We start from the raw sequence: 20645 nt of genomic DNA on the forward strand, positions 1-20645 counted from the left end.
GTCAAACTGCGCTAGAGACCTTGCTGGTCGAGCGGCGGGAGAGTTGAAGGTACATTTGCAGGGGGAAGCGCCTGGACAATAGCTTGAGCGAGCTCGTCTATCGACCACGGTTTGAAGAGGTAGGTAACGGGAGGTGTGACCTGAGAAGCATCAAGCTGGTGGCCAGAGGTCAGAATGGCGGGTAGTCCAGACCACCTTTCGTGGGCCATGGAGATGAACTCCATACCTTTGATGCTTCCCGGAACACCATGGTCGACAACGATCAACGAGCAGCCGCTCTTGAGTCCCATCAAATGAATCAAGGCATCTTCTGAGTTATCGAACCCATCGCAGATGGCGCCCAACTCGATCAGGATGTCCACCAGGAGGGTCTGTAGCGTTGGATCGTCCTCTACTACAATTACCGTCTTACCTGACAACGACAAACCCTCGATGCCGAGCTTCATCACCTTCTCCATCCCATGGTTGGATTTTCGAGTATTTCACTCATCCGCACATGCGTCGATGAGGGCTAAAGGCCACCCATGCTCAATGGCCTTCCAACTTCTTCAATTGGGCCAAGCCTTCACGCATGAAAATCTCCACGGTCTTTGGCCCTACGCCCTCGAAACTCAGTAGCCAGCGCTTGAATCCCTCAGCATTTGATCCTTGCTGCATTACCTCAAGTTGAGCAGCCAGTTCCACTTCTACCTTGTTGCCACGATCATGCAGTCGTCGGGCAGTGGATTCATCATAGCGCCCATAGCCAGCCTGACCGAGGAGTCTGACCAGTGCCGAATGAGAAGTCTGGGCAAGCTTAAGCGGCGTATCCAGACCCTCCTGATCAACAAGAACCCGGTACGCCTCCACTGCTACGGTGGATCGGATGCGCTTGCCCATGAGAAAGCTGGCCAGCAACCATCTGAACACGCCAAGGGCATCCGTGACCTCAATGCCGAGGTCACAGGCGGTTATAGTCTTCAACCTTTACTACGACGCGAGTCAGCAGATCGCTAAATGGATTCGCCATCATTCTGGATGTCTTCCTCTGCCTCTGCTGCCTCCGTGGCATCCGCGTCATTCAAAGGTGGCGACGTGGGCTTTTGGGGATCATTGATGAAGGGCACATCGCTGGGCCCTTTTTCTTCGGAGCCTTCGGTTTTCGGCTGCATGGCAATACCTCAAAGCAGATGGATCGGGGCGCGGGGCTTCAAGTACCCGCAGCAACGCCCGAGAACTTTTTGACGTCGATAGGTTGCGCTACGAATTCCGGGCCATCGCCGGCGAGCCGCCACTTCACATTGGCGATGCCGTAGCGCTCGGCCATCGGTCGACTGACCAGCTTGATTTTCTGCTGACTCAATCTCGGGATGATGCCAACGCCGGCATCGCAGCTGGCCCAGTGCCAAGCCACGGCGTTGTCCATTTTTTCCAGGCGGATGATGAACGTCCGATGCTTACCGTGCAGGTCATACTCGATTACGTACAATTGAAGTGATGGCACAAGATCCGCTCCTTGGTTGATACGCTATTGAGCGATTCCTGGAAGAGATAATTCCATCGGATTGGCAGGATGATCTGCAGCCAACCCATGCCCGAGCAGTCAGGCGAGTTGGATGTACACCGAGTAGCTACCCAGGAGCACCCAGAACACTAGAAAGATCCACGGTGTGCGCAGCGAAAACAGCAGTGATTTGCGATGACCTGCACGCGATGTCTCAGCCTCACAAAACAACGGCGACTCGTCGTAGGCCAACCCCATCAACGGCTCGCTGCGCAGCAGGTGACTTTGCTTGAGCTGCCAGTGATCGATGATGTTGTATGCCGCCCGGATGCCAGGCCAAGCGTTGAGTGAGCTCAGTACCCCGAGCAAGGCGAGGAACGCCGGTACGATCAGGGTGAACATCTCGCCCCATCCTTGATTCAGATTTCCCATTGAGGAGACGAAGGCGATGACCAGAAATGACTGCGCCGCCAGGTAGGCATCGGTGCGGTTGGCCAGGATGCTGGTTTCGTACTGGATTTCACGCCGGTAAAAATCCAGACGCTCCTTGGGAGAGCCAAACATCCTGGCATTGTGCTCGCTGATCTCGTGTTCGGGGGTCGCTGGGGTAATGATTCGAGGCACTCGCTACTCCGGGAGTTGGGCCCCGAGCGACGACATGAGCCTGGAGCTGAGTCCGGTAGAACAGGCGATGGGGCATGGAATTCAGCTGGATTGATATCCCGCACCGCTCGTCGTACCAACTGCAGATTGAAATCAACACGAGGTGGCCAGGCCTTTCGAACCGGTATGAACGTTCTCAACTGCAGGAGCTTCTACCATGCGCGACTTCCCTACCCCGCCCTTCCCTTCGCAACCTCAAAATGTACCAGGCTCACAGCGCAAGATGGAGCCCTATCCGGATTGTGGTGAGCAGTCGTATACCGGCCACAATCGACTCGAAGGCAAGATTGCACTTATCACCGGAGCAGACAGCGGTATCGGGCGGGCAGTCGCGATTGCCTATGCCCGCGAAGGGGCCGACGTCGCCATCGCTTATCTGAATGAGCATGAAGATGCGCAAGAAACCGCGCGCTGGGTTGAGTCTGCAGGCCGTCAATGCCTGTTGTTGCCCGGAGACCTGGCGCAGAAACAGCACTGCTACGACATCGTCGAAAAAACCGTTAGCCAGTTCGGGCGTATCGACATCCTGGTCAACAACGCGGCGTTCCAGATGTCCCACGAGACCCTGGAAGAAATCGACGATGACGAATGGGTGAAGACGTTCGATACCAACATCACCGCGATCTTCAGGATTTGCCAGGCAGCACTGCCTTCCATGCCCAAGGGCAGTTCGATCATCAATACCAGCTCGGTCAATTCCGACGATCCATCCCCCAGCCTGCTGGCCTATGCCACGACCAAAGGGGCCATTGCCAACTTCACTGCTGGCCTGGCTCAGTTGCTAGGCAAGAAAGGCATCAGGGTCAACAGCGTCGCGCCAGGCCCGATCTGGACGCCTTTGATTCCGGCAACCATGCCGGACGAGGCCGTCAAGAACTTTGGTTCCAGCTACCCGATGGGGCGCCCGGGGCAACCGGTCGAGGTCGCGCCAATCTATGTGCTGCTGGGCTCCGACGAAGCCAGTTACATCAGTGGCTCACGTTACGCAGTGACTGGCGGCAAACCGATCCTTTAGCGAAAAGAGGCTCGCCTTGATGGCGAGCCTCCTTTTTGGGTGGCGGTTTCAGCGTTTGTGCTGATCGTGATCACGAGCCGTTTTCTGCGCTGTCGAGTCATGGGCTGTACCGGTGGATCCATCCGGACGATGAGCATCGTTGTCTCGCTCCTCCTCCCCATGCGGCCTCGTCTGCGCCGCTGGCTTTTGCGTCTGGGTCTCTTTTTTCATGCTTTTTCCTCCCTTCGCATTTAAACAAAGGAAGCCAATCTACGGGACAAAGTTCAGGTCAGTGTCACTTCAGGAGATGGGCGGGCAACAGGGGCGATGAACCAATTACCTCAGGACCGCGTCCACTGCAAAACAAGCGAATAGACTCTGAAATGGAAAACGACCCTGTACTGGCCGCCCTCGGCTATCTCAAAAACAACAAATTGATTTTGACCACAGCGGAATCGTGCACTGCGGGCTGCCTTGTGGCTTTGTTGGCGGCCGTACCTGGTACAGGAGAGGTGCTGGAAAGCGGCTACGTCGTCTACTCACCTGGCGCCAAGAAACGCCTGCTGAGGGTCAGCCCCGAAACCATCGAACGATACGGCCTGACCAGCGAAGCAGTAGCCTGGGAAATGGCCTTGGGCGCCTTGAGAGACAGCGATGCGAATGTGGTGATCGCCACCACCGGGGTAGCCGGGCCGGCGCCCGAATCCGGGATACCACCGGGGACGATGTGCTTTGCCTGGGCTTTCGCCGGCGAGCCAATAGCCGTTTTCACGCGCACTCAGCGTTTCTTCGGCGAGCGGTCTGAAGTCATGCGCCAAGGCGCCCTGTTCGGATTGGCCCGGCTCTCCCACTATCACCAGCGCTGGTTACGCGGTGAGCGCGCCTGAGGGGGTGGTCATGTCGGAAGATGAACTGATATCCAGGCATCAACCTGTTCAAGAAGACATGCCGATGCAGCAGCGCGTCTGGCGCTTTGAGCGCGTGGGGTGGTACGTGCTCGTGGCCATCGTATTGCTTGCCTTGGCAGGCCTGTTCGGTAATGGCCCGTTGAGCGATGCCCAGGTGGTAAGCCAGGATGGCCGGGTACGGGTCGAGTACCAGCGCCTCAGCCGAAGCGGCACGACAGACAGTCTTTTCATCACGGTTCAGGGCATCCCTGGTCAGCCGGTGGAGGTGCAACTCGAGGGATCATTGCTCCGTGACGCCAGTATCGAGACGTTACAACCGGAGCCACAACGGTCGCTGTCGCACGGCCAGGCCATGCTGTTCCAGTTGGGTACCAGGCAAGATGGCGTGGCCACCTTGTACCTGACCCTTCGAAGTGAGCACGTAGGCACTCTGGAGGGCAACGTCAGGGCTGGCCCTGAAAGCGCCGTTCACTTCTCCACATTCCTTTACCCCTAGGAGTGCGTCATGGATTCGATCCTCCGCGCAGCCGGGATGTACGTTGCCCTCATGCTGCTGTTTCGCGTAGCCGGGCGGCGCTCGCTGGCTGATTTGACGACCTTCGACTTCGTGTTGTTGCTGATCATCGGAGAAGCCACCCAGCAAGCGCTTCTGGGCGACGATTTTTCATTCACCAATGCCATGCTGGTAATTACCACGCTGATCGTTCTGGACGTCGGCCTTTCGCTCGCGAAGCTCAACTCCAAGTCTTTGGCCAGGTTTCTGGATGGGCACGCTACCCTGGTTGTCGAGAATGGGCGCTTTCTGCATCGCCGCATGCGTCGGGCACGCCTCACGGAGGACGATATCCTTGAGTCAGCGCGGGACAGCCAGGGCATTGAGCACATTGAGCAGGTCAAGTTCGCCATCGTCGAACGCAATGGAAAGATTTCGATCATTCCTGCCGAATGAGGCCTGGGGGCAACAGTAAAGCAACGACTACCGCCTCGCACACACACGCGATGATGCCAGCCATCGTAAGCATTGAACCGTGTCACTCCGTGCGTACTCAACCACGAGCAAGTGCTAGCTGATTCCGTGATGAGGTAACGCCAATGAACGCTATCGACTTACTGATCCAAGACCACAAGCTGGTGAAAAAGCTGCTCGAAGAGCTGTCGACCACTACGGAGCGAGCGGTAAAGAAACGGGCTGAGTTACTCCACAAAATTGAGCAGGAGCTACAGATTCACACCGCGCTCGAAGAAGAAATTCTCTATCCGGCCATCAAGGAAGCGGGTGGCAAGGAAGAAGCGAAGATGTACTACGAGGCCAAGGAAGAACACCGGACTGTCGACGCCCTCGTCCTGCCCGACCTTATGCATACCGAAACCGGCACCGTCGAATTCGCCGGGCGGGTCAAGGTCATGAAAGAGTTGTTGGAGCATCACATCGAGGAAGAAGAAGGCGATCTCTTCCCCACCGCGAAGAAACTGCTCAGCAAGGACACCCTCGAGGAGCTTGGGCAAACCATGGAAATGCAGAAAAAGATCCTCAAGGGCGAGCAGCGAGCGACTTAAGCAAGTGAGCACCTGCCAGCGCCCTGAACGCTGGCAGGTGATCAGCTTCAGATTCCCCATCATCAGTTGGAAGGTTTCATGGAATATTGGATTGGGTTACTTGAATGGCCTGCCATGGTGATGACCGTGGTGGCAGCCTGGTGCATCGGTTCGGGCCGTCCGGGCAGAAGGAAGACAGGATTCTGCTGTTTCATCGCAAGCAACGTGCTGTGGGCCGTGTGGGGCTGGCAAGCACATGCCTGGGCACTGATAATCCTGCAGTTCTGCCTCTGCGCGATGAATTTGCGGGGGTGGCGGAAGAACACGCAACTGGAAATTGCCGGGTGATAACGCTCTGACAAGCAGGTGGCCCAGCGATGCTGCCCGTATTCGTCTATCTACGGCGCCTTTCGCCCACCACCGGTCGTCAGTTCCATCGACCTCCATGCCAGCTCACCGGTCAACCCTGGGAGACTTCGACCGCGACGGTGAATCAATGGACGTGCTTGCTGACAATGATATGTCGACCCGTAGTCACGTGGTGGGGCAACTCATCATGGTGTTCTCCTTGATCTTGTTGTTAGCCCTGTTGCTGGGGCTGTTCTCCCTCTACCGCCTCGCCGGGGCGCTCGACGTCCAACAAATGGAGCAAAGCCGTTTTCATGCTGATTCGGCTATCAAACAACTGCAGAAGAGCGACAGGACGTTCCTGCTGACCCACACTGATTGGCAGGCCGCCTATGATCACCTGGGGAGGCAGGTCGACACGCATTGGGCATACATCGAGGACAACGTAGGCGCCACGCTCTTCACCGCCGATGGGTATGAGGGAGTATACGTGCTCGATGATGAGGGTACCCGCTACGCCATGCTGGAAGGTCAGCTCAGCCAGCAGGGGCTTGAGCAGCTCACCTCCAGTGCTGACAAGATCTTGCACCTTGCTCGCCAAGCCGCCCAGCATGACCAGGCGACTTCAGGATATATCGTATTTCGTGGCCTGCCGGCGTTGTACAGCGCTGCACTGATACGTCCACAGGCCCAACCCCACCACCTGCCGAAACCCACAGCAGTGATGGTGTTCATTCGCGTTCTCTCACCGAAGGTGCTGTTGGTGCTGGGCGAGTTGGCGGGGTTGTCCGGCGTGGCTGTAAGCGATTCGACCGAGCAGCGTAAAGGGCGTGGTGTTCTCGCCCTCCAAGGCATCGGTCTCGCCCTGAGCTGGGATTTACCGCAGCCTGGCACCCAATTGATCAAGACAGTAATTACGCCCCTCGCTATCGCCGTGCTCCTGATTGCGCTGACCATTGCACTGTTTGCACGCTATGCGATGCGGGCCAGCACGAGGATCGATCGTAGCCACCATGCGCTCATGACATCCAGGGCTGCCCTGCAATCGAGCGAAGAGCGCTTCAAGGCTGTGGCCGAAGCCGCATCGGACTGGATCTGGGAAACGGATGTGCTCCTACGGCTAACCTACCTGTCGGACCGTTTTAGCGAACTTACCGGGCATCCTGTAGAAGTATGGCAACAGCGCCCGATTACCGAGCTGCTGTCGTGTGATACCAGCCATTTCCAGACCTGGCTTCATAGTCTGGCTGCGACAAGCTCTTCCGGTACCCTACGCTGCCAGTATCAGGATCATCTGGGCCAACAGCGTATTTGCAGAATCGCTTCCCGCGCAATCGTGGATCAGAGCGTCTGTACCGGGTTTCGTGGCACTTGTAGCGACATCACCGACGAAGTAGCCGCACATGCCCAGATTCAGCATCTCTCTTTGCACGATGCCCTTACCGGGCTGCCGAATCGCAATAAGCTGTTTCGGTTCCTCGAACAAACCATGAGTAGCACTGGGCCACTCCAGGTAGCGCTGCTGATACTGGATCTTGATAATTTCAAGCCGATCAACGACAGCCTTGGGCATCCGGCAGGCGATGCGGTGTTGCTCGAGGTGGCCGGCCGCCTTGGTCAGGTTACCCGCGACAGTGACCTGGTTGCCCGCTTGGGAGGCGACGAGTTCATCGTCGTAGTGACCCGGCCAGGGGATCGCAAGGACATGGACCGATTCTGCATCCGCTTGATCGAGGCAATCAGACGACCCATGCAGGTCGAGGGGCATAGTGTTCAAGTGGGTGTGAGTCTTGGTGTCGTGATGTCGGCCGAATATCCCGGTACGCCAACCGATTTGATCCGCTACGCTGACGTGGCTCTTTACAGCGCCAAGCAGGCGGGCAAAAACACCTGGCGCTTTTTTTCAGCGCAACTGAATGCAGCATTGATGGACAAGCGTGTCCTGGAAAGCGAACTACGCGATGGCATACCACGTGGCGAGCTTGTGCTGCACTTCCAGCCGCGCTTCAAGGTCGACGGGGTGTCGCTCGCATCGGCTGAGGCCCTCGTGCGTTGGCGACACCCACGCCTGGGCCTGCTACACCCGGATAGGTTCATCCCGCTGGCCGAAGAGTCTGACCTGATCGTGCTGCTTGGCAACTGGGTGTTACAGGAAGCCTGCAATAAGGCGCGCGGCTGGCCACAGGCGGTAATCGTATCGGTAAACATGTCGCCGGCCCAGTTCAGCCGCAGCGATGTAGTTCGCGACGTCGGCGACGCATTGCGCACCACCGGCCTGCCGGCCCATCGACTGGAACTGGAAATCACTGAAAACGTCATGCTCAACGACGTTGAAGGCGCTCTGCATACCATGCATGCACTGAAGGAGCTGGGCGTGCGCCTGAACATGGACGACTTTGGGACCGGTTACTCCTCTCTGGGTTACCTGCGTACCTACCCGTTCGACAGCATCAAGATTGACAAGCGCTTCGTTCAGCATCTGGGTAAGAGCGGCAGCGACCGCAGCGTGGTCCAGGCCATCATCAATCTTGGCAACGCAATGGGTATGACGGTAACTGCCGAAGGTGTCGAGACCGCAGAGCAACTGGCCCTCCTTAGCGATGACCAATGCCATGAAGTGCAAGGTTTTCTGCTCAGCAAACCGCTGGAAAACGAAGCGCTGATAGGAATGATGAGGGAGCAGATCTCATGAGCGAATTCACGTCTCGGAGAACGCGATGAGGGGATGTGCGTGTAACTTTCCCGATGGGTGCCAAGTCCAGACGCCGGTCTAATTCACCCGTTCCACGGATCATCCCCGCTGACAGCTAGCGTTGCTGGCGGCGCCCGCCCAACTGGATCCAGACCGGCGCATGATCACTGGCCTTGGCTTCGTTGCGCACCCAGGCATCCACGCCCGCCCGCCTCAGATAAGGGCTGAGATCAGGGTTGAGCAGCAGGTGATCAATACGGAGCCCGGCATTGCGCGCCCAGTGATTGCGAAAATAGTCCCAGAACGTGTAGATGCGCTGCTCGGGATACAGGTGACGAACAGCGTCGACCCAGCCCTGCGCCAGCAACTGTTGGAAACACGCCCGCGATTCAGGTTGCAGCAGCGCGTCCTTGAGCCATGAGCGCGGGTTATAGATGTCCAGATCGGTGGGCACAACATTGAAATCGCCCGCCAACACCGCAGGATGGCTGCTGCCATGCAGTGTTTGGGCATGCTTGATCAGGCACTCGAACCAGCGCAGTTTGTAATCGAACTTGGGGCCGGGTTGCGGGTTGCCATTGGGCAGGTAAAGGCAGCCCACCAGTACACCATGCGCCGCAGCTTCCAGATAGCGGCTCTGCTGATCGTCCTGCATGCCGGGCAGCCCGCGACGCACCTCCAGCGGCTCGCTATCACGCGCCAGGATCGCCACGCCGTTCCAGGAGGGTTGCCCTTGGTACAGGCAACCATAACCTGCAGCTTCGATGGCCTGGCGAGGAAACTGCTGATCGGCCGCCTTCAACTCCTGCAAGCAGGCAATGTCCGGTTGCTCCCGCTCCAGCCAGGCCAACAGTGCGGGCAGGCGGCTGCGGATGCCATTGATGTTGAAGGTGGCGATCTTCAGCGCTTTCATGCGTCAGGGTCGCTCACGTGAGCCTGCACGGCATCTTCCAGTGCCCGGATATGTGCCTCATCGGCCAGTGCCTTCAGCCTCAACCAGTCATCCCAGTCAATCGCACCATCGTCCCGTAATGCCTCGGCGGTGCGAACCAGTTCATGGTGGTAGGCGTCCGGCGATTCGCGCCGGTAGCTGATGTCGTCGTACTGCGCGTACCAGGCTTCAAGTTCAGGAATGCTGCGTTCGATGTTCATGACGGCCGCCTCGTTCTATCCCTGCTAGTGAGAGCCCTAGTGCTGCGCAATGTTCAACCGCAACGGCCAGTCGGTCAGCATCCCATACCACTGAAGGAGTGCATTGGAACTTCTCACCCCGTCCGAGACGTCCCACATCCACACCTGGCAAAAACGGAGATTGAACGATGAGTGCAAAACTGAGTGGCAAGCGCGTTGCCTTTCTGGTCACCGATGGCTTCGAACAAGTGGAGTTGACCGGACCTCGCGAAGCCTTGCAGAAAAACGGGGCCGTGATCGACATCCTGAGTGACAAGGAAGGTACTGTCCGCGGCTGGAACCATGACAAGCCGGCCGATGAGTTTGCGGTGGACGCGACGTTCGACAGCGCCCACCTCGACCTTTACGATGCCATCGTGCTACCGGGTGGGGTACAGAATTCCGACACCATCCGCCTGATACCTGGCGCCCAGAAACTGGTCAAAAGCCACAATTCGGCCAGCAAGCCACTGGCGGTAATCTGCCACGGCGCCTGGCTGCTGGTATCGAGTGGACTGGCCAAGGGCAAACGGATGACCAGCTACAAGACCTTGCAGGATGATATCCGCAATGCAGGTGGCCACTGGGTCGATGAAGAGGTAGTGGTGGACGGCAACCTGATAACAAGCCGCAAGCCGGATGATATCCCCGCCTTCAGCGAGCAATTGGTCAAGGCCCTTGCGGGCTAGCTCCCTGACCTGTGAACTGGCAAACACCTGGTTTGCCAGTTCAACACACCAACTCCGTTTGCACGCATTGACCTGACTTTTGCTGCAACGGTTTGCAAAACCGGCACACCACCTTACAATCGCGATTAATTCCCATATGCATCTGATTAGCGGAAAGGTGAAGTGCCCATCGACACCCCACTGCAACCCATTGACAGCCTGTATCGCGATCACCACGGCTGGCTGCAAGGCTGGCTGCGCCACCGCCTGGGTGATCGCGAGCGGGCGGCGGACATCGCTCAAGACACCTTCCTGCGCCTGCTGGTAACCCGCCGCCTGCCGGAACAGCGTGACGGCCGTCGATTCCTGGTGCAGATCGCCCGCAACCTGGTCATAGACCAGTGGCGTCGCCAGCGTATCCACCAAGCTTATCTGGAGAGCCTCGCAGCCCTGCCCGAGCCAGAGACGCCGTCACTGGAAACCCGCGCAATCGTGATCGAAACCCTGATGCAGATCGACGCCATGCTCGACAACATGCCTGCAAAGGTACGCGAGGCATTTCTGCTGTCGCAATTTGAAGGGCTGACCTACACACAGATCGCAGCTCGGCTGGACGTCAGCGTCAGCTCGGTACAAAAGTACATGCTCCGCGCCATCACTGCTTGCTATCAGGTCCTGTACGCTGAATGAAAAACGCCAGCGAAGCACCGCTCTCCCCCGCAATCTTCGAGCAGGCCAGTCATTGGCTCATGCTGCACTGGAGCGGTGAGTTCGAAGCGGCACAACAGCAGCGCTTTCTTGAATGGCGCGCCGCGGACCCGGAGCACGATCGTGCATGGCGACGCCTGGAGCGCCTGCAAAGTACCCTGAGCGGTGTCCCTGCGGATACAGCACTAGGGGTGCTGCGCGAGCTGCCCGATGCGCGTCGTCGGCAGACGCTCAAGCTGCTTGGCATGTTGCTGTTGGCCGGCGGGAGCGGCTATCTGGTGCATTCGCATTCCCCTTGGCGCGAAACCATGGCAGACCTGCGCAGCGGCACTGGCGAATGTTTGCGACGCTCGCTGGTCGATGGCAGCCGGCTTAGCCTGAACAGCGGCACTGCGGTTGATATCCGCTTCAACACGTCAGAGCGGCGCATTTGCCTGATTGCTGGAGAACTGCTGCTTGAAAGTGGTCATGACCCGGCGCAGCGCCCGCTGATTATTGAAACTGCAGAGGGGGAAATCCAGGCGTTGGGCACACGCTTTTCCGTGTACCAGCGTGAGGGTGGCAGCCATGTCGAGCTGTTTGAAGGCGAGCTGAAGTTGCGTCCGCGGCAGGCGCCCGCCAGCCGCCTGCAGGCAGGACAAAGTCGTTGGTTTTCCGCCAATCGCCTCGGCGACCTCGGGCCAGCCAACCTCAACACCATCGCCTGGCTAGACGGCCGCTTGATCGCCGAACGCATGCCGCTGGGGCATTTCGTCGCCGAACTGGCTCGCCATCGTCCCGGCGTGCTTCGCTGCGACCCCGCTGTAGCGCAGTTGCCACTGACGGGGGTGTTTCCCCTGGCAGACACCGACCGCGTGCTAATGGCCGTTCAGCAGTCGCTACCCGTAAAAATACACAGATTGACGCGCTTCTGGGTCAACGTCAGCCCGGCTTAGAAACGCAGAAGGCTGCTGGCCGTCTGCTTCCGGCCTGAATGGCAAAAAAGAGTTTGTGCAGTGTTGTCGTTTTGGTCGAGTTGTACGGGATACCTCTTGAAACCCATCAACAAGCCTTCTCAAGAGGATCGTTCAGAGTGTCGCACCTGCCCACGCCAACCCGTTCACGGCTGACCCACCACATCCTGCTTGCCAGCTTGCTCGGCGGCGCCCCTTTACTGCTTGCCGTGCCTGCAGCACTGGCCTACGCAAGCGAACAGACACGCCAGTACGCCATCCCGGCTGGGGGCCTTGATCAGGCGCTGAACCGTTTCGCGAGCCAGTCCGGCATCTTGCTGTCCGCAGACGCACAATTGACCGCCGGCAAGCATAGCCCGGGGCTCAGCGGCACCTACTCAGTGAGTGACGGCCTCGCCCAACTGCTGGCCGGCACCGGCCTGCACGTGCTCAAGCGTGCGGACAGCTACATAATAGAAGTGGCAGCGGACAGCGAAGGTGCCCTGGAACTGGGGGCGACTACCGTAACCGGCGCACTGCTGGCTGGCACCACCGAAGGTACCGGTTCATACACCACACGTTCAGCGCAGACGGCCACCAAACTGCCATTGTCCCTGCGCGAGACACCACAATCAGTCACGATCATCACGCGCCAACGCATCGAGGACCAGAACCTCGCCAACCTCAACGAGGTGGTGCAGAACACCCCTGGGCTCACCCTGCGCCGGACGGGCCCCGAACGATCCTCGTACTACGCCCGGGGGTTTTCCCTCGACAACATCATGTATGACGGCCTGCCCACCAGCCTGGACAGCTCACAGGTGTCCCAGGACCTGCTGTCGGCCGACATGGCCATGTATGACCGGGTCGAAGTCGTGCGCGGTGCCACCGGCCTGATGCAGGGTGCGGGCAACCCTGCTGCATCGATCAACCTGATCCGCAAGCGGCCGACGCGGGAATTCCAGGCCAGCATCGAAGGCAGCATGGGCAGTTGGGACCGATACCGCACCGAGGTCGATGTCTCCGGGGCGCTCAACGACAGTGGAACCGTTCGCGGCAGAATGGTGACGGCGTATCAGACCGGCAACAGCTACCGGGACACCCTGGAAAACGAACGCAACCTGTTCTATGGCATCCTTGAGGCCGACCTGGACGACAGCACCACCTTGACCCTGAGTGCATCGCGCCAGCAAGACAACAACAATGGCAACGGCTGGACCGGCCTGCCAGTGGGCTTCGACGGCAGTGACCTGCATTTGTCACGCTCTACGTCGCTGAGCAGTGACTGGGAGTATTGGGACAAGACCAGCACCTCTGCCTACGCGGCACTGGAACACCTGCTGGACAACGGCTGGAAGCTCAACATCTCGGCTACCAAGACCTGGGCCGACCTGGACATGCTGGGCACCTATCTGGTCGCTAACACCACCACCCAGGCCTATAACCAGTTCGTCGGCGCGGGCCACTATCGGGAAACCCAGAACAGCTTCGATGCCTACGCCAGCGGCCCGTTTCGCCTGATGGACCGAGACCACGAACTGGTGGTCGGCGCCAGTCACCGGCGGGTGGTGTTCAACGGGGACGTGCCCTACAACATCTTGCTCAACAGCAACATCGACCTTTACAACTGGGACGCTGGCGCCACGCCAAAACCGCCGAGCCAGGACAAGTACGGCTGGCAGAACACCAATGCCAAGCTCAACAGCGTTTATGCCACCACACGCCTGAGCCTGGCCGACCCGCTGAAGCTGATCCTGGGCAGCCGCCTGGACTGGTACGACAACACCACCTCCTCGCCCTACAAAGGCACCGCCCCGAGCGAGCTCAAAGTCACTCGGCATGTCACCAGGTACGCCGGCCTGATCTATGACATCAACGAGCATCACAGTGTGTATGTCAGCTACACCGACATCTTCAAACCCCAGAACTACCGGGATGCCTCCGACAATATCATTGCGCCGATCACCGGGAAAAACTATGAACTGGGCATCAAGGGTGAGTACTTCGACGGGGCACTGAACGCATCGGCCGCCCTCTTTCAGATCGACCAGGAGGACCGCGCGAAGTCATTTACCGACGGTTGCCCTACGGCTCCCACTACCCCGTGCTACGAAGCGGCAGGCAAAGTGCGCAGCAAGGGCATAGAACTGGAGGTTCAGGGCCAATTGACGCCTGATTGGCAACTGGCTGCGGGTTATACCTTTGCCGAAGCCAAGTATGTCAAGGATGCCAAGAAGGAAAACGAGGGCCGCCTCTTCGACACCGATATTCCCCGCCATCTGTTCAAGATGAGCACGTCCTACACCCTGCCAGGGCAATTCAACCAATGGCGTGTGGGGGCCTCCCTTTATCACCAGAATCGAATCTACAACAAAAACACCACCTACATGATCGAGCAGGATGGCTACACACTGGTGGACTTCATGTTGGGGTTCAAGCCGACCGAACACATCGATGCGCGCGTCAATCTCAACAATGCGTTCGACAAGAAGTATTACAACGCGCTCAGCAACTCTGTCACGGTGCCGAGCAGCGTTTACGGAGAGCAACGCAACCTGATGCTGTCGCTGAAGTACACATTCTGACAGCTGCGCTGCCCCCGGCTCTCACACAGCCGGGCACGCTAGCCAGGCTCACGGTTTCTTTTCTACATCCCTGGGTGCTTTCGCCGGGCCTTGTGGGTCCAATTGAGGGTCGTCCAAGTCCGGAGAGTCCGGGTCGAACCCCAGGTCCTCATCCTTCGTTGCATGATCGGAAGAATGGGGGCCTTTTTGCCGCTGCTCGTCGGGTTTGTTCATCATCCGTTCTCCGAGTGTGTGTGTGTGTCACCGTCACGGCCTTGCCCCTGCCTAGACAACGCCATGGCTTGTTCCTGAACATTTCAATGGGGATCGTCCCTGCCTGGGCCCGCTTCGTCGTGCTCCCCCAGTTGCTGGTACCGCTTTCGAAGCGCATGGAGTTCAGCAGGCCCCATGTCCTCAAGGTCGAGCAATGCCTTGTGCGCCCGTTGGGTAGTGCGCAACAGTTCGTCCAGTTTGATGTGCAACTCGTCGCTATCACGGTTTTGGGTATTCTGGATCAGGAACACCATCAGGAACGTGATGATTGTGGTCGACGTGTTGATGACCAGCTGCCACGTGTCGTTGAAATGAAACAAGGGCCCACTTACGCCCCAGGCTATGATCAACATCAAGGCAATAAAGAAGGTCAACGGCCGCCCGCTGTGGTTGGCTAGCCATTGTGCAAAACGATCAAATTTCATCGCTGAGCCTCCTTCGTGGTGTACCGCGGTGCAACCCTGGCATCCGGTGGAGGATTGCAACACCGGCAAAGTTCCCAATTTTGCATAGCCATCCACTCGTCAATCCCGGTGAACAATCTCGTCCTGCTGCCTGTCGCTACTGTTAAGCACAGGAGCTCAGGGGGCTATGGTGAGCGAGATCCGCATTGGAATTTCCGGTTGGCGCTATGGCCCATGGCGCAAGGACTTCTACCCCGAGGGGCTGCGCCAGGACGACGAGCTGGCGTTTGCCTCACGGGCAGTCAACAGTATCGAAATCAACGGTTCGTTCTACGCCCTGCAAACGCCCGAGCGCTATGGCAAGTGGCGTGACGAGGCACCGCAGGGCTTCGTTTTCTCAGTCAAGGCGCCGCGCTACATCACTCATGTACGCAGGCTCCGCGAAATCGACGAGGCGCTTGCCAACTTCTTCGCATCGGGCCCCTTGCTGCTGGGCGACAAACTCGGCCCCTTCCTGTGGCAGTTTCCCCCCAACCTGAAATTCGACGCGCAGCGCTTCGGCGACTTTCTGGCCAAGCTGCCACGCGACCGCAAAGCCGCCCGCAGCATTGCGCGCCACGCCGCAGAACGCCTGCAAGGCAACGGCGGCGTGGCCGTGCCGGGTAATGCGCGCCTGCGCCACGCCGTGGAAATCCGCCACCCCAGCTTCCTCTGCGACACCTTCATCAACCTGCTACGCAAGCACAAGGTTGCGTTGGTGGTCGCCGACAGCGCCGGCAAATGGCCCTATGTCGAAGAGGTCACGGCCGATTTCATGTACCTGCGCCTGCATGGCGATGTCGAACTGTACAGCAGCGGCTACACGGCCAGGGCACTGCGCCGCTGGCGCCTGCGCATCCAGGCCTGGGCTGCGGGCGGTCAGCCTGAGGATGCTCAGCGTGTGGTGCGTCGCGCCCCGGCAAAACGCACCTCCCGTGACGTCTACTGCTACTTCGACAACGACCAGAAAGTCCATGCCCCTTACGATGCCCGCCGCCTGCTGGACAAGCTAGGCCTTGACGGCGAGCTGGCGACCGAACCAGGCGTCGAGCCGCAGGAGCCGCTATGAACCCGACACTGCCCGCCCCCCGCTGCATCATCGACAAGGTCACCGCCGTACATCGCCTGACGGTACTGACCCTTAACGTGCACAAAGGCTTCACCCTGTTCAACCGCCGCTTCATTTTGCCGGAACTGCGCGAGGCGGTACGCTCGACCGGCGCCGACTTGGTGTTTCTCCAGGAGGTGCACGGCAGTCATCAACACCATGCCGAGCGCCATCCCAAGTGGCCAAAGACACCCCAGTACGAATTCCTCGCCGACAGCATGTGGCCGCAGTTCGCCTATGGCCGCAATGCGGTCTACCCCCATGGCGACCATGGCAACGCCCTGCTGTCCAAGTTTCCCATCCGTGCCCATGACAACCTGGATGTTTCGGTCCATGGCAACGAAGAACGGGGCCTGTTGCATTGCCAGCTGGAAGTGCCGGGCCATGAACAGGTGCACACAGTCTGCGTACACCTGGGCCTGCGTGAAGCGCATCGTCAGCGGCAGGTCGGCCTGCTGCAGGCATTGCTTGACAGCCTGCCGCCGGATGAGCCGGTCATCGTCGCTGGCGACTTCAACGATTGGCGCCTGAAAGCAGATGCGAGGCTGTCGGGCCACCTGGTGGAGGCTTTCGGCAAGCCGGCACGCAGCTTTCCCGCGCGCTTGCCGATGTTGCGGCTGGACCGCATCTACCTGCGTAACGCACAAGCTTGCGAAGCACGGGTGTTGTCCAGATACCCGTGGTCACACCTCTCCGACCATGCCCCGCTGGTGGCGCAGGTGACGCTATGAAGCTGCCTTGGTGCGACGGCAACCGCGTCGAGTTGCTGATAAACGGCGAGCAGTATTACCCCCGCGTATTCGAGGCCATGGCCCAGGCACGCGAGGAAATCCTCCTGGAAACCTTCATCATCTACGACGACAAAGTCGGCCAGCCCCTGCGCCAGGCCCTGATCGATGCCGCGCGACGCGGGGTGCGGGTCGAGGTGGCGGTGGACGGCTACGGCACCGCCGACCTGCCTGACGATTTCATCTCATCGATGACCGAGGCCGGGGTGCGTTTCCATTCGTTCGATCCGCAACCACGGCTGGTGGGCATGCGCACCAATCTGTTTCGCCGCTTGCACCGCAAGATCCTGGTGATCGACGGTCAACGCGCCTTCATCGGCGGCATCAATTACAGTGCCGACCACCTGGGTGACTTCGGCCCACAGGCCAAGCAGGACTACGCCGTGGAGGTCGTCGGCCCAGTGGTGGCCCAGGTGCATGCTTCTTCCTGCCGCATGCTCGCACCGGTGCTGGATGCCGCCAGCAGGATTGCGCCGGGCGGCATCGCTTCAGGCCCGGCCAGCGCCGTGCTGGTGGAACGCGACAACCAGCGCCATCGCAACGATATCGAAGCCTGCTACCTTCAGGTTTTCCGTGAAGCAAGGCAACGAATCGTCGTGGCCAACGCCTACTTCTTCCCCGGCTACCGCTTGCTGCGCGAACTGCGCAACGCCGCCCGGCGCGGGGTCGAGGTGACGCTGATCCTCCAGGGGCAACCGGATATGCGCTGGGTACGCGCGCTCTCGCGGCTGCTCTACAACTACCTGTTGCGCGACGACGTGCGCATCCATGAGTACTGCCAGCGGCCGCTTCACGGCAAGGTTGCGTTGGTGGACAACGACTGGTCCACCGTAGGCTCAAGCAACCTCGATCCACTGAGCCTGTCGTTTAACCTTGAGGCCAACCTGCTGATACGCGACCCCGCGTTCAACGAACAACTGTACCAGCACTTGACCGAACTGAGCCGGGAGCACTGCAAGACCGTGACGCTGGAGCGCATGGTGCGCGGCTACTGGTGGCGTGCTCCGCTGATCTTCCTGGGCTTTCACATCACGCGCTATTTCCCGCAGATCGCCGGCTGGTTTCCGGCGCACCGGCAGCGCCTGCAGTCGCTGCAAGCCGACGGCGAGGCCCCGGCCGATTACCACGGGGGCAAGACCTGATGGCCACTACCCGCTGGAAGACATGGGGCAAACGCTTTCTGACCGTGCTGTTTCTGGTGTTGATACCAGTGCTGCTGTTCTCCCTCGCGCGCAACCTGGACTGGAACGAAGTCCGCCAATCGCTGCTGGCGTACCGGCCCTCGACCCTGGCCTTGGGGTTGCTGCTGGCCCTGTGCAGCTACTTGGTATTCGCCAGTTACGACCTGCTCGCCCGCGCCTACACCGGCCACCGCCTGCCGGCCCGTCAAGTGCTGCCGGTAGCATTCGTCTGCTATGCGTTCAACCTCAACTTCACCACCTGGGTCGGTGGCGTGGCCCTGCGTTATCGCCTGTACAGCCGGCTGGGCCTGGATACCCCGACCATCACCCGCATCCTCACCTTGGGGCTACTGACCAACTGGATGGGCTACCTGCTGCTGGCCGGCTCGGTATTCGCCCTGGGCTTCGTGAAGCTGCCGGAAAGCTGGGCGGTGGGTGCCAGCGGCCTGCGCCTGATCGGCGTATTGATGGTGGCGATAGCGTTGGCTTACCTGTGCGCCTGCGCCTTCGCCACGCGGCGCACGTGGGCGCTGCGCGGGCACGAAGTCACCCTGCCAAGCCTGCGTATGGCGCTCTGCCAGGTCGCGCTGGGCGCAAGCAACTGGGCGCTGATGGCAGCGCTGATTCACCTGCTGTTGCCCGCTGAGCTGTTCTATCCCTCGGTGCTGGGTGTGTTGCTGATCAGTTGCGTGGCCGGGGTGGTCGCCCATATTCCCGCCGGGCTCGGCGTACTGGAGGCCGTATTCCTGGCGCTGCTCCACGGCCAGCTAGGCCAAGGCACCCTGGTCGCGGCGCTGCTGGGCTATCGAACGTTGTACTACCTGATCCCGCTGCTGTTGGCGGTGGTGACCTACCTGGTTCTCGAGAAGCGCGCCAAGGCCCTGCGCAAGCAGGTCGGGGCAGCCCTCGACAAGCGCTGACGGGCCTTGGTGCCCGGGAGGTATATCATGCGATTCGCTCTGTACATGGCAATGCTGGGCACCCTGAGCTGCGGGCAGGTGTTGGCCGAAGGTTGCGACGTGGTTACCCGCTCATCCAGCGAGGCGGTCAAACCCGTGCAGCAACACACCTGTTACAGCTACGGCAACATTCCCGCTGAGGCGATTGCCTGGTCGTGCAGCAACGAAAGCAAAGAGATGTTGAACAACGAGAAGCGTCGGGTTGAGCGTTGCCCCGACGGCAGCGTTGGCAGCTGTATCGCGCCACTGACGCAGGAGACACTGGCCAACCCCGATGCCGCTGGGCGTGATGAACCTGCCACCCGCCCTGCACTACCCAAGGATGCGCGGATCATCACCTACTACTACGACACCCCTAGCCTGGGCCAGGCCCGCAGCGATTGCGAACGCAATAACGGTGTCTGGCAGACCCATTGAGGGCGTAACTCAAACCAGATGCGTGACGGGTGAGTTTCCACATGATCCCAACTCCCGTCTCACATCTGGCAGCAACTGGCCTCATGGCGAAATCGGATCGCTCGCCGGGAATGTTTCCTCCAGTGCATTATCGACATTGGACTCTTTCGACTCAGCCAACTCACCACACTTGCAGTCGCTCATTCGACAGGGTTCGCCATTGCGATGGCCCTTCGCACAGGCCTCGCAGCAATAGGCCTTGCCATCCTGGACCACAGCATTGGCATCCACGGTGCAAGAACAATGGGTGCAGGAACAACGTTGCTCATTCATTTCGGCTCTCTCCCTTCATCATCGGGTACCACCTCATCGGTCCACAGCTCGCCGTCCAGCGGCGCGGAGCGGGCCAGTTCGGCCTCGTCCAGGCCGGAACCGGCACCGATCTCGTGGGCCTCCACCTGGCGCAAGGTCTTGTCCGCCGGGCCGCCGCTGCCAGGCTCATGCGGATCGCGGGCACCGGTCTCATCGAGCAGCGTATCGGGGCTCAGGTCATCGAGGGTGACATTGTCCTCGTGCAGGCTGTCGCTCAGCGCCTCGCCGCCGGTCATGCCGCTTTCGGCGACACGCCGGGGCGGGTAATCCTCGGCGATCTCCCGCGCCGGACGCTCGTCGCCGACACGCCCCTGGCGTTCATCGCGGCGTTCGCTGAAATCCAGCTCGTGGACGCTGCCCATGCGGTCCTCGGTGTCGTCGATCTCAATGGGCGGTCTTGGGTCATCGGGTGTGGACATGAACGTTCTCCGTCTGTGGGCTTCACTCGGTCGACTCTCC

General features: G+C 59.6%; 27 protein-coding genes. 16 read left to right on the plus strand and 11 right to left on the minus strand.

Annotated elements, in window-relative coordinates:
* Positions 1–11: 11 nt before the first annotated feature.
* The 5 genes from ACF8K2_RS11505 to ACF8K2_RS11525 all read right to left on the minus strand — a co-directional run bounded on the left by ACF8K2_RS11505 (position 12) and on the right by ACF8K2_RS11525 (position 2107).
* Complete coding sequence (locus ACF8K2_RS11505) at positions 12–446, minus strand: response regulator (protein ID WP_060494712.1); 435 nt, start codon at positions 444–446, stop codon at positions 12–14.
* A gap of 82 nt (positions 447–528) precedes the next feature.
* Positions 529–963, minus strand: coding sequence for a hypothetical protein (locus tag ACF8K2_RS11510; RefSeq protein WP_060494711.1), 435 nt, complete (start codon positions 961–963; stop codon positions 529–531).
* A 29-nt stretch (positions 964–992) separates the two neighbouring features.
* On the minus strand, positions 993–1151 hold the full coding sequence (locus ACF8K2_RS11515) for a hypothetical protein (protein WP_169725122.1): 159 nt from the start codon (positions 1149–1151) through the stop codon (positions 993–995).
* Between the two features lie 38 nt (positions 1152–1189).
* The gene (locus ACF8K2_RS11520) at positions 1190–1483 is read right to left on the minus strand and encodes a DUF6555 family protein (RefSeq protein WP_060494710.1); all 294 of its coding nucleotides are present in this window, start codon (positions 1481–1483) and stop codon (positions 1190–1192) included.
* Positions 1484–1582: 99 nt separating this feature from the next.
* On the minus strand, positions 1583–2107 hold the full coding sequence (locus ACF8K2_RS11525) for a hypothetical protein (protein ID WP_004573937.1): 525 nt from the start codon (positions 2105–2107) through the stop codon (positions 1583–1585).
* A gap of 196 nt (positions 2108–2303) precedes the next feature.
* Between ACF8K2_RS11525 and ACF8K2_RS11530 the strand changes: the two genes are divergently transcribed.
* The 7 genes from ACF8K2_RS11530 (at position 2304) to ACF8K2_RS11560 (ending at position 8624) form a co-directional block, all read left to right on the plus strand.
* On the plus strand, positions 2304–3161 hold the full coding sequence (locus ACF8K2_RS11530; protein WP_054881852.1) for a glucose 1-dehydrogenase: 858 nt from the start codon (positions 2304–2306) through the stop codon (positions 3159–3161).
* 362 nt (positions 3162–3523) lie between these two features.
* On the plus strand, positions 3524–4027 hold the full coding sequence (locus tag ACF8K2_RS11535) for a CinA family protein (protein ID WP_060494709.1): 504 nt from the start codon (positions 3524–3526) through the stop codon (positions 4025–4027).
* 10 nt (positions 4028–4037) lie between these two features.
* Positions 4038–4544 carry a hypothetical protein gene (locus tag ACF8K2_RS11540; protein ID WP_060494713.1) on the plus strand — a complete coding sequence of 169 codons (507 nt, stop codon included), beginning with the start codon at positions 4038–4040 and terminating at the stop codon, positions 4542–4544.
* A gap of 9 nt (positions 4545–4553) precedes the next feature.
* Positions 4554–4997 (plus strand): DUF421 domain-containing protein, encoded by a 444-nt coding sequence (locus tag ACF8K2_RS11545; protein ID WP_060494708.1) that lies wholly within the window; start codon positions 4554–4556, stop codon positions 4995–4997.
* A gap of 143 nt (positions 4998–5140) precedes the next feature.
* Positions 5141–5605, plus strand: coding sequence for a hemerythrin domain-containing protein (locus ACF8K2_RS11550; protein ID WP_063426161.1), 465 nt, complete (start codon positions 5141–5143; stop codon positions 5603–5605).
* Between the two features lie 78 nt (positions 5606–5683).
* Positions 5684–5932: a hypothetical protein gene (locus tag ACF8K2_RS11555; RefSeq protein ID WP_060492552.1), complete on the plus strand. Its 249-nt coding sequence runs from the start codon at positions 5684–5686 to the stop codon at positions 5930–5932.
* Positions 5933–6080: 148 nt separating this feature from the next.
* Positions 6081–8624, plus strand: a complete 2544-nt coding sequence (locus ACF8K2_RS11560; protein WP_060492551.1) for an EAL domain-containing protein — start codon at positions 6081–6083, stop codon at positions 8622–8624.
* Positions 8625–8739: 115 nt separating this feature from the next.
* Here the strand turns inward: ACF8K2_RS11560 and xth are convergent, their stop codons facing one another.
* Together xth and ACF8K2_RS11570 are read right to left on the minus strand one after the other, a co-directional pair.
* Positions 8740–9537 (minus strand): exodeoxyribonuclease III, encoded by a 798-nt coding sequence (gene xth / locus ACF8K2_RS11565; protein WP_060492550.1) that lies wholly within the window; start codon positions 9535–9537, stop codon positions 8740–8742.
* Positions 9534–9776, minus strand: coding sequence for a hypothetical protein (locus ACF8K2_RS11570; protein WP_060492549.1), 243 nt, complete (start codon positions 9774–9776; stop codon positions 9534–9536). The genes xth and ACF8K2_RS11570 overlap by 4 nt, the downstream gene beginning before the upstream one ends.
* Before the next feature lie 167 nt (positions 9777–9943).
* Between ACF8K2_RS11570 and ACF8K2_RS11575 the strand changes: the two genes are divergently transcribed.
* The 4 genes from ACF8K2_RS11575 (at position 9944) to ACF8K2_RS11590 (ending at position 14687) form a co-directional block, all read left to right on the plus strand.
* A complete protein-coding gene (locus ACF8K2_RS11575; RefSeq protein ID WP_060492548.1) occupies positions 9944–10483 on the plus strand; it encodes a type 1 glutamine amidotransferase domain-containing protein in 540 nt (179 codons plus the stop codon).
* A 162-nt stretch (positions 10484–10645) separates the two neighbouring features.
* A complete protein-coding gene (locus tag ACF8K2_RS11580; RefSeq protein ID WP_060492547.1) occupies positions 10646–11152 on the plus strand; it encodes a sigma-70 family RNA polymerase sigma factor in 507 nt (168 codons plus the stop codon).
* Positions 11149–12105, plus strand: coding sequence for a FecR domain-containing protein (locus ACF8K2_RS11585; protein WP_060492546.1), 957 nt, complete (start codon positions 11149–11151; stop codon positions 12103–12105). The genes ACF8K2_RS11580 and ACF8K2_RS11585 overlap by 4 nt, the downstream gene beginning before the upstream one ends.
* Before the next feature lie 137 nt (positions 12106–12242).
* Positions 12243–14687 (plus strand): TonB-dependent siderophore receptor, encoded by a 2445-nt coding sequence (locus ACF8K2_RS11590; protein ID WP_392464895.1) that lies wholly within the window; start codon positions 12243–12245, stop codon positions 14685–14687.
* 48 nt (positions 14688–14735) lie between these two features.
* On the opposite strand, the gene ACF8K2_RS11595 is transcribed toward ACF8K2_RS11590, so the two are convergent.
* Complete coding sequence (locus ACF8K2_RS11595; protein WP_169725121.1) at positions 14736–14900, minus strand: DUF6021 family protein; 165 nt, start codon at positions 14898–14900, stop codon at positions 14736–14738.
* Positions 14901–14983: 83 nt separating this feature from the next.
* Positions 14984–15364 (minus strand): low affinity iron permease family protein, encoded by a 381-nt coding sequence (locus ACF8K2_RS11600; protein ID WP_060492544.1) that lies wholly within the window; start codon positions 15362–15364, stop codon positions 14984–14986.
* Positions 15365–15530: 166 nt separating this feature from the next.
* Between ACF8K2_RS11600 and ACF8K2_RS11605 the strand changes: the two genes are divergently transcribed.
* From ACF8K2_RS11605 to ACF8K2_RS11625, 5 genes are read left to right on the plus strand one after another with little or no spacing between them, the layout of a single operon-like run.
* On the plus strand, positions 15531–16451 hold the full coding sequence (locus ACF8K2_RS11605) for a DUF72 domain-containing protein (protein ID WP_060492543.1): 921 nt from the start codon (positions 15531–15533) through the stop codon (positions 16449–16451).
* Positions 16448–17221, plus strand: a complete 774-nt coding sequence (locus ACF8K2_RS11610) for an endonuclease/exonuclease/phosphatase family protein (protein ID WP_060492542.1) — start codon at positions 16448–16450, stop codon at positions 17219–17221. Before ACF8K2_RS11605 ends, ACF8K2_RS11610 begins: the two co-directional genes overlap by 4 nt.
* Positions 17218–18420, plus strand: a complete 1203-nt coding sequence (gene clsB, locus ACF8K2_RS11615) for a cardiolipin synthase ClsB (protein WP_063426153.1) — start codon at positions 17218–17220, stop codon at positions 18418–18420. The genes ACF8K2_RS11610 and clsB overlap by 4 nt, the downstream gene beginning before the upstream one ends.
* A complete protein-coding gene (locus ACF8K2_RS11620; RefSeq protein ID WP_060492540.1) occupies positions 18420–19379 on the plus strand; it encodes a lysylphosphatidylglycerol synthase domain-containing protein in 960 nt (319 codons plus the stop codon). The genes clsB and ACF8K2_RS11620 overlap by 1 nt, the downstream gene beginning before the upstream one ends.
* A 27-nt stretch (positions 19380–19406) precedes the next feature.
* Entirely contained in the window at positions 19407–19835 is a 429-nt protein-coding gene (locus tag ACF8K2_RS11625; RefSeq protein ID WP_060492539.1) for a hypothetical protein, read from the plus strand.
* 81 nt (positions 19836–19916) lie between these two features.
* Here the strand turns inward: ACF8K2_RS11625 and ACF8K2_RS11630 are convergent, their stop codons facing one another.
* Together ACF8K2_RS11630 and ACF8K2_RS11635 are read right to left on the minus strand one after the other, a co-directional pair.
* Positions 19917–20147 carry a metallothionein gene (locus ACF8K2_RS11630; protein ID WP_081238088.1) on the minus strand — a complete coding sequence of 77 codons (231 nt, stop codon included), beginning with the start codon at positions 20145–20147 and terminating at the stop codon, positions 19917–19919.
* Positions 20144–20605 carry a hypothetical protein gene (locus ACF8K2_RS11635; RefSeq protein ID WP_060492538.1) on the minus strand — a complete coding sequence of 154 codons (462 nt, stop codon included), beginning with the start codon at positions 20603–20605 and terminating at the stop codon, positions 20144–20146. The genes ACF8K2_RS11630 and ACF8K2_RS11635 overlap by 4 nt, the downstream gene beginning before the upstream one ends.
* Positions 20606–20645 lie beyond the last annotated feature (40 nt).

The sequence above is a fragment of the Pseudomonas sp. xss_2 genome, assembly GCF_043104195.1.
GTDB classification, from domain to species: domain Bacteria; phylum Pseudomonadota; class Gammaproteobacteria; order Pseudomonadales; family Pseudomonadaceae; genus Aquipseudomonas; species Aquipseudomonas urmiensis.

Excerpts from the sequence above, each read along its gene's own strand:
- ACF8K2_RS11550 (WP_063426161.1), top strand. The coding sequence starts at position 5,141 with ATGAACGCTATCGACTTACTGATCCAAGACCACAAGCTGGTGAAAAAG.
- ACF8K2_RS11570 (WP_060492549.1), bottom strand. The coding sequence starts at position 9,776 with ATGAACATCGAACGCAGCATTCCTGAACTTGAAGCCTGGTACGCGCAG.
- clsB (WP_063426153.1), top strand. The coding sequence starts at position 17,218 with ATGAAGCTGCCTTGGTGCGACGGCAACCGCGTCGAGTTGCTGATAAAC.
- ACF8K2_RS11630 (WP_081238088.1), bottom strand. The coding sequence starts at position 20,147 with ATGAATGAGCAACGTTGTTCCTGCACCCATTGTTCTTGCACCGTGGAT.
- xth (WP_060492550.1), bottom strand. The coding sequence starts at position 9,537 with ATGAAAGCGCTGAAGATCGCCACCTTCAACATCAATGGCATCCGCAGC.
- ACF8K2_RS11575 (WP_060492548.1), top strand. The coding sequence starts at position 9,944 with ATGAGTGCAAAACTGAGTGGCAAGCGCGTTGCCTTTCTGGTCACCGAT.
- ACF8K2_RS11635 (WP_060492538.1), bottom strand. The coding sequence starts at position 20,605 with ATGTCCACACCCGATGACCCAAGACCGCCCATTGAGATCGACGACACC.
- ACF8K2_RS11595 (WP_169725121.1), bottom strand. The coding sequence starts at position 14,900 with ATGAACAAACCCGACGAGCAGCGGCAAAAAGGCCCCCATTCTTCCGAT.
- ACF8K2_RS11610 (WP_060492542.1), top strand. The coding sequence starts at position 16,448 with ATGAACCCGACACTGCCCGCCCCCCGCTGCATCATCGACAAGGTCACC.
- ACF8K2_RS11620 (WP_060492540.1), top strand. The coding sequence starts at position 18,420 with ATGGCCACTACCCGCTGGAAGACATGGGGCAAACGCTTTCTGACCGTG.
- ACF8K2_RS11625 (WP_060492539.1), top strand. The coding sequence starts at position 19,407 with ATGCGATTCGCTCTGTACATGGCAATGCTGGGCACCCTGAGCTGCGGG.
- ACF8K2_RS11535 (WP_060494709.1), top strand. The coding sequence starts at position 3,524 with ATGGAAAACGACCCTGTACTGGCCGCCCTCGGCTATCTCAAAAACAAC.
- ACF8K2_RS11560 (WP_060492551.1), top strand. The coding sequence starts at position 6,081 with ATGGACGTGCTTGCTGACAATGATATGTCGACCCGTAGTCACGTGGTG.
- ACF8K2_RS11605 (WP_060492543.1), top strand. The coding sequence starts at position 15,531 with ATGGTGAGCGAGATCCGCATTGGAATTTCCGGTTGGCGCTATGGCCCA.
- ACF8K2_RS11585 (WP_060492546.1), top strand. The coding sequence starts at position 11,149 with ATGAAAAACGCCAGCGAAGCACCGCTCTCCCCCGCAATCTTCGAGCAG.
- ACF8K2_RS11545 (WP_060494708.1), top strand. The coding sequence starts at position 4,554 with ATGGATTCGATCCTCCGCGCAGCCGGGATGTACGTTGCCCTCATGCTG.
- ACF8K2_RS11540 (WP_060494713.1), top strand. The coding sequence starts at position 4,038 with ATGTCGGAAGATGAACTGATATCCAGGCATCAACCTGTTCAAGAAGAC.
- ACF8K2_RS11505 (WP_060494712.1), bottom strand. The coding sequence starts at position 446 with ATGAAGCTCGGCATCGAGGGTTTGTCGTTGTCAGGTAAGACGGTAATT.
- ACF8K2_RS11600 (WP_060492544.1), bottom strand. The coding sequence starts at position 15,364 with ATGAAATTTGATCGTTTTGCACAATGGCTAGCCAACCACAGCGGGCGG.
- ACF8K2_RS11530 (WP_054881852.1), top strand. The coding sequence starts at position 2,304 with ATGCGCGACTTCCCTACCCCGCCCTTCCCTTCGCAACCTCAAAATGTA.
- ACF8K2_RS11515 (WP_169725122.1), bottom strand. The coding sequence starts at position 1,151 with ATGCAGCCGAAAACCGAAGGCTCCGAAGAAAAAGGGCCCAGCGATGTG.
- ACF8K2_RS11555 (WP_060492552.1), top strand. The coding sequence starts at position 5,684 with ATGGAATATTGGATTGGGTTACTTGAATGGCCTGCCATGGTGATGACC.